5 protein-coding genes are annotated in these 7,500 nt (G+C 23.8%); all 5 read left to right on the top strand.

What is annotated here, in order from left to right; all coding sequences use genetic code 11:
• Positions 1-377: hypothetical protein (locus tag MBCUT_RS11405; protein WP_169805436.1), on the top strand; the 377-nt coding region annotated here is incomplete at its 5' end.
• Between the two features lie 1,102 nt (positions 378-1,479).
• Complete coding sequence (metG, locus tag MBCUT_RS09350; protein WP_067260415.1) at positions 1,480-3,579, top strand: methionine--tRNA ligase; 2,100 nt, start codon at positions 1,480-1,482, stop codon at positions 3,577-3,579.
• Between the two features lie 742 nt (positions 3,580-4,321).
• Positions 4,322-5,890 (top strand): DUF530 domain-containing protein, encoded by a 1,569-nt coding sequence (locus tag MBCUT_RS09345; protein ID WP_067260414.1) that lies wholly within the window; start codon positions 4,322-4,324, stop codon positions 5,888-5,890.
• A 211-nt stretch (positions 5,891-6,101) separates the two neighbouring features.
• Positions 6,102-6,599, top strand: coding sequence for a hypothetical protein (locus tag MBCUT_RS09340; RefSeq protein WP_067260413.1), 498 nt, complete (start codon positions 6,102-6,104; stop codon positions 6,597-6,599).
• 98 nt (positions 6,600-6,697) lie between these two features.
• The gene (locus tag MBCUT_RS09335) at positions 6,698-7,126 is read left to right on the top strand and encodes an HVO_A0114 family putative DNA-binding protein (RefSeq protein WP_067260412.1); all 429 of its coding nucleotides are present in this window, start codon (positions 6,698-6,700) and stop codon (positions 7,124-7,126) included.
• Positions 7,127-7,500 lie beyond the last annotated feature (374 nt).

Raw genomic sequence — 7,500 nt, 5'->3', positions numbered from 1 at the left:
ATGAAAAAATTAAACCAATAAAAGAAGAGATTTCAGAATATACTGAATGGTTTTTCAATTTATTTAATTTAAATAGTTATAAAGAAGCTTTAAATTACATTGAAGATATTAAGAAGAGATTACCTGAATTTCCAGAATTTTTAAGAAAATATTTGAATAAAAAATTCATGCCAGTTTATAAAAAGTTTATATCATTTTATAAAAAAGAGCATAAGAATAAGTTACCAGCTACTAACAACATTACAGAGAATTATATTGGAAATATAATGCCTAAAGCAGATAAAAATAAATTCAGAACAGGAATAGGATTCATGAATCAAATTTACCATAGAATATTCAACTGGATAACCACCAATTCAAAACAACTAACAAATTGACAGTCCCTTTTTCACTATCAAAGAAAAACTTAAATACTTCATCATCACAAAACATAAATTGGTGGTTATTTTTGTTTTTAGGCATAATAATAAATTATAACCACCAAACTATAATAACTTTTTTTCCCAAAAAAACACACCATTAAAACAAAAACATATTTTTAACTAAAATTTACAGATTTTCAAAAAAAATCAGCAGGATTTTAGACAATGCCAACTATTTAATAATAATAGGATAAGGCGTAAGATAATAACAAAACAAGAAAAAACAGAATAAATTAAATAGATTTGGAAATAATTATTTTTCACAAAATTTTATTTTTAGTATTATGGGCTTAAATTCAAAATAAATCTATACTATTTCTTAAATCATTAATCTTTCAATGTTTTAAGTAATTAATCATCGAATAAAACTCTAATAGGCCTTATATTAATAATATTGTTGAGCAATTAAATTAAATTTTTTCTATGCTAGAATTCAGTTATTTGAACAATACTATTGCTTCAATAATTATTTTCATGCTTTAATTTTGTATAATTAATTTTTTAAAATAATAACATTTTATCGCTTTTTAAAAGAATGATAAGGTAATCGGAGTGATTTTTAAAATTTTGATTTTAGTATTGTTTCCATGTATTTTAAGATAAATTTCTTTTCTAGAATCAAAAATAATATTAATTAAATCATTCTTATTTTTTATTTAATTATAAAAATAACTTCATAAGATATTTATTTATAATACTTACATAGAATATATTTATAATACTTACATAGAATATAATAATGAATATGAAATCAAGATCATGGTATCTAATTCCTAAATTTTCAAAATCATAATTATTTTGCTATTTTATTAATATAATTATTAATAGAACTTTTCAAGATCATAATTATTAATAGAACTATTTATAATTATTAATAGAAGTATTAATTGAATTATTAATAGAACTATTAAATATTAAAATGTTTCAAATCATGCTATTTTTATATAATAAAATTAATATAAAATATACTGTATTTAATTTTTTTAAGTGTATTCAAATTCACATATTAAAAATTATACCAATTATCATATTTATTTAAGTTAAAAGGAGAACAGAGATGTCTAAAATTTTTATTTCTTGTGCATTACCTTATGCAAATGGACCCTGTCATTTAGGGCATTTAAGATCAACTTATATTCCTGCAGATATATACGCACGTTATAACAGAATGATGGGGAATGATGTGTTGTTAGTTTGTGCAACTGATGAGCATGGGACTCCAATAGCTGTAAAAGCAGATAAAGAGGGGAAACAACCAATAGAAATAGCTACAAGATACCATAATATGATTACTAAAGATCTCAAATCCTGTGATATTTCTTTAGATAGTTTTACACGTACTACTGATGAAATACATTATAAAATATCTCAAGACTTCTTTTTAGATCTTTATAATAAGGATCTAATCTATGAAAAAGAGATAAAACAACTATATTGTGAAGTATGTGAAAAGTTTTTACCAGATCGATATGTTGAAGGAACTTGTAACTTTTGTAAAAGTGAAAGAGCAAGAGGAGACCATTGTGAAGCATGTGGAAGACATTTGGAACCAACAGACCTTATCAATCCTAAATGTTTAACTTGTGGCCATACTCCAATAATTCGAGAATCAAAACATTATTTCTTTAGATTAAGTAATTTTCAAAAACAGGTTGAAGATTTTATATACAATACTCCGGATTTACCAGCTAATGTAAAGAATTATACCAAAAACTGGTTAAAAGAAGGACTAAAAGATTGGATATTAAGTAGAGATATGGATTGGGGAATTCCCATCCCTCTTAAAGAAGGTGAAGGTAAAATAATTTATGTTTGGGTTGAGGCATTACTTGGTTACATCTCATCTGCAGCTCAATGGTCTAAAATAACTGAAAAGCCTTGGGAAGAATATTGGAATGATAAAACTCTCCATTTCATTGGAAAAGATATAATATATCATCATGCGATATTTTGGCCAGCTATATTAACTGGTTATGGATGTAAATTGCCTGATAATATAATAGCTGGAGAATATCTTTCTTTAGAAGGAAAAAAAATGTCTACTAGTCAGAATTGGGTTATTTGGGTATCTGATTTTGTTAAAAAATATGATTCTGACTTGCTTCGATATTATCTCACTATCAATGCTCCACTTAACAAAGATACTGATTTTTCATGGGATGATTTTGGCAGAAGAATAAATGATGAATTAGCAGATGTTTTGGGGAATTTTTTACATAGAACATTTACTTTCACTAAAAAGTTCTTTGATAGTTCTATTCCAAATTATGAAAATCCCAATGATGAAGATGTGGCTTTTGAATTAGCTATTTCAGAAGTTCCAGATAAAGTTGGAAGTTTAATTTCTGAATTTAAATTTAGAGAAGGTTTAGTTGAAATAGTAAAAATAGCTAAACAAGGAAATAAATATTTTAATGACCAAGAACCTTGGAAAACTGTTAAAGAAGATAAACAAAGAGCAGCAAACTCTTTATACCTATGCAATCAACTTTCAAAAATATTAGCTATTGTTTTAAAACCTTATATTCCAAACAAAGCACAAAAGATTGGAAAAATAATGAATATATCTGATGATTCTTTTTGGGAAGATTCTAAAATTCCTATTAAATCAGGTCATAAGATTAACAAACCTAAACCTCTATTTAAGAAAATAGAAGAAGAAACAATAAAAGAAGAAAAGATGAATCTTTACAAAGAATTAGAAGAAGAAGAAAGAGCTAATCTTTCTGGAAACATAAATATTTCTGTAGATACAGATATTCAAAAGGAAAACAAAGAAAAAACTGAAGAAAAAGGAAAAGATAGAGAAAAAGATAAAAACAAAGGAAACGATACAATGAGTGATATTATAACTATTGATGATTTTGCTAAAATGGATATTAGAATAGGGGAAATAGTGAATGCTGAAAGAATAGAAGGTTCAGACAAGCTATTAAAATTAAAAGTTAATATTAAAGAAAAAGAACTTCAAGTTGTTGCAGGAATAGCTGAAAAATATTCTCCTGAAGATTTGAAAAATAAAAAAGTAGCTGTTTTAGTCAATTTAAAACCTGCAAAACTATTTGGAGTCAAATCTGAAGGAATGTTGCTTGCAACTAATGATAGTGTAGCTCTTTTAAGTCCTGATAAATGTGAAATAGGTGAAAAAATAAGATAAAATGAATATTATTAAATTATTTCTTTAAAATATAGCTATTTTGATAGCTTATTGTCAATTAAAAACTATTAAGTAATTAAGATATTATTACCTTATTAATTTACTAAAATATTATATTAAAATATTAGATTAAACATTAGATTAAAATATTAGATTAAATATTAGTGATAAATGTAATTAATATATTGACAATAGCAATATTATTATTTTAATTACTTCATTAATAATATTGAAAATATCTTTCAAAATATATTCTTTTAATCAATTTTAATAATATTGAAATTATTCAATAAATTATTCTTAAAAAGGTTATTTAGAATATTTTAATAAATTATTCTTAAAAAGGTTATTTAGAATATATTTATTAATAAATTATTCTTAAAAAAGTTATTCAATATGGTATTATTGATATGATATTGTTATTATTAAAAATGTTATTCAGAATATTTTAATAAATTATTATTAAAAATGTTATTCAGAATATTTTAATAAATTATTATTAAAAATGTTATTCAATATGGTATTATTGATATGATATTGTTATTATTAAAAATGTTATTCAGAATATTTTTATTAATAAATATTATTAAAAATATTTTTCAATATGGTATTATTAATAAATATTATTAAAAAGGTTATTCAAAAGAAAATTTAAGAAACTCTACAAATTAACTAATTAAACAATATTGGAGATAATGGCGTTATTCTTGTAATATTGTATTAAGACCTCACGGTGAATTTGATGGATGAATCATCACTTATAAGTAAAACTGAAAAGTATTTAGTTAAAATACAGAATGAAAAAATAGATTTAGAATCTATTTCTAAATTAGAAGTGTTCAAGTCAGTTTACTCTAGGTTTACATATAGGCTGGATAAATTACAAAACATGAAAGGAAGTATGGATGCTAAGGGGTATACTGCACCATATCGATCTTTAAGTAAATATGGATCTAATGTAAGTGGAGATGTTGCATTTGAAGAATTGAATGAAGTAAATAGGCACAGTCAATACTTCAGAATGAAAGCAACAGCAAAAAAAAATATTTTAGATAGGGTAAAATCAGCTATTGATGCTCACAAAATAGCTATTGGTCATTTAGATGAATATGCTATATTTAAATGTAAATCCTGCTCAAAAACATATAGACCTTCAAAATTCTTTGAAATAAATGAAAGATGTTCTTGTAACTGTGAGAATTTCGAATTTGTAATTAATCATACAGGAGTTTATCACTTAGAAATTATTCCATATTTACCTCTTTCAGGAAACTACATGGTTTTAATGTTAGAACTTAGTAGTTGGGGAAGAGAATCATTCAAGAAAGTTTTAAATATATTGAAACAAGAAAGAAAAGGAGTGGTCAAAACTGTTTCTGTAGTTATAAAATTCATGGAAAATGAGAGATGGATAAGGAAACGTGTTGCTTTAGAATCTGAACATGTCGATAACTATGAGGAAGAAATAAGAAAAAGGTATGGAAACAATGTAAGAATCGAATTTTTACAATTCCATAGAACAAAACCAACTATAATTAATGATAAACATGCAAGAACTGCACTGGCTTTAGGGTATGTTAAATACTCTGAAGATATCATTAATCAAAATAAAGCAGCTATTTTAAAAGAGAGAATTAAAGATGTTTCTAAACTTAATACCTATGATCAAATAATTACGGAAGTCAAACTAGAGAAACCAAACTTTATTGAAGGGGAAGAATCTTTAAAAGAATGGCAAGAACTTGAATCTGAGAATAGATTGAAAAAAGCTGGATTTATAGATAAAAATGGAAAATTAGATCAAGAATTACTTCGAAACATTGGAAAAAAGAGAGCAATTGAAAAAAATATCTTCTCAGATTTAGCTTCAACATTGATTTTATGGGATATTTTTAAATATTATTTAACAACTTCTAATGATAGAAGAAAAAGACATGGAGGACCATTCCCCTATCTAAGAGGAGATTTAGATAGGCAACAACGAAAGATCTTTGAAAATCTAAATAAAAATGTCGTTGAAATATTAAAAACAATGGCAAATCAGAAAATTCTTGAAGTAAAAAATATGGATTTATTATTACATAAAAAATTCAATTTAGAGAAAAAAATAAAAAATTCAAACATAATGATTAATTACACTGCTTTAGGAGCTGCAATCATCTCTTCAAATTGTAATATACCTATCTCAATATCTGCTGATACTTTTAATGTTAGTAAAGACAGTGTTAAAAAAGAATTAAAAAATATTGAAACTATAAATACTCCTAAAACAAATAAATCTAAAAAATTCTTAGAATTAATCAAAAAATAGCTATTATTTATTAATATAAAAGTTGATTATTGGGTATTATAATCAAATAATAGCTATTATATTTAATATAAAAGTTGATTATTGGGTATTATAATCAAAAAATAGCTATAAAATATAGCTATTATTTATTAATATAAAAATTAATCTGGGTATTATATCGCGACATCTATTAACAGATAGTAATAAAAATAGCTATATTCAAATGATTTAAATGTCTACTAATGAAAAAGATTCAAAAAGAGTCCATATAAATTCTCCTTTGACTTCAAAAAAGATTATTGAACTAATAGATAATTATCCTAATTTACAAATTATCACTTGTCCTCCTAGTTTATACAATAGAATATCTAAAAAATACTTAGATGCTTTAGAAGAACTAGGTATATCTACTGAAATAGAATATAATTGGGGAAGTGAAAAAAAATATAATGATGAATGTAGGGAAGAAGTAATTTCTTCTATAAAGAATGGTTTATCTCCATTGGAAATAGCTAAAAAATTAGATATCTCTATTAAAACAGTTTACTATCTTAAAGATAAAAACCTCAATGAAAAAATAACATTAAAAAGAGGGAAAAAAAGAAAATATAGTGAAGAAAGTAGGAAAAAGGTAAAAAAACTATCTAAAGAGGGTATGTCGGCAAAAGTCATATCAAAACAAGAGAACATTCCTCTTAGAACTGTTTATTATATACTTAAAAATGATTAAATTCGTTATATATTGTTTATTTTTATTTTTTATTATTAAATTTGTTATATATTGTTTATTTTTTTATTAATAAAAAAAGAATTAAGAGAGGAATTAAGATGATAGAAATTAAACTCAAAAGAACAACCAACGGAGAAGAAATAATAAAAGAATTAGAAGCAGTATATGGAACTAAACAAAGACTTGAAAGAATAGTTGAAAGAAATCCTAAGGATGCAAAAGCTTATTATGACTTAGATGATTGGAACTATTACAAAGATCATCTTGATGAAGAAGTAACAGAAGAAGACATTTTAATAAGAGATAAATTCTTATTTGACAAAGGAGAAATAGACATACTCAACTCAATCAAAGAAAACAATCCTAAAAACTTAACAGAATTAGCTAAACTCGTTGATAAAAATATAAGTAATATTTTACCAACTGTAGATAAATTAGAAAAAGAAGGACTAATAAAAATAGAAAAAGGGAATAAAAACAGCAAGACACCAATCTTGACCTACGATGCGATAGAAATAGCAATATAATGAAAAGATATAAATTATTTTAAATCAGGAATTTATTAATAGATATTTCTTTGATTTTTTATTAACCTTTTTCATTATTTTTTTGAATATGTATCATTTATTTCCCATCCAATCAAATAACTGTTTTTTTATATGTTTTTGAAAATGTTAACATTCTTATTTTTTTTATAGTCTCAAAATATTTATTTCATACTTCTATTTTTTTTTTATTTGGAGATTTATTTTTAATAATGATTAAACTTAGTTATTATTCAGTTTTTATATTATATTCTTTAGGTTATTTTTTTATTTATTTTACTTCATGTTATTATTATTTTATTTTTTATATGAATTAATTTTTAGCTTTTAATTTATAGGGGGGGGGGGGGTAGTCT

The organism is Methanobrevibacter cuticularis (assembly GCF_001639285.1).
Classification (GTDB): Archaea; Methanobacteriota; Methanobacteria; order Methanobacteriales; family Methanobacteriaceae; genus Methanobaculum; species Methanobaculum cuticulare.
Note: the sequence above shows the minus strand (reverse complement) of the source record. Positions and strands in the feature narration are given on the sequence as shown.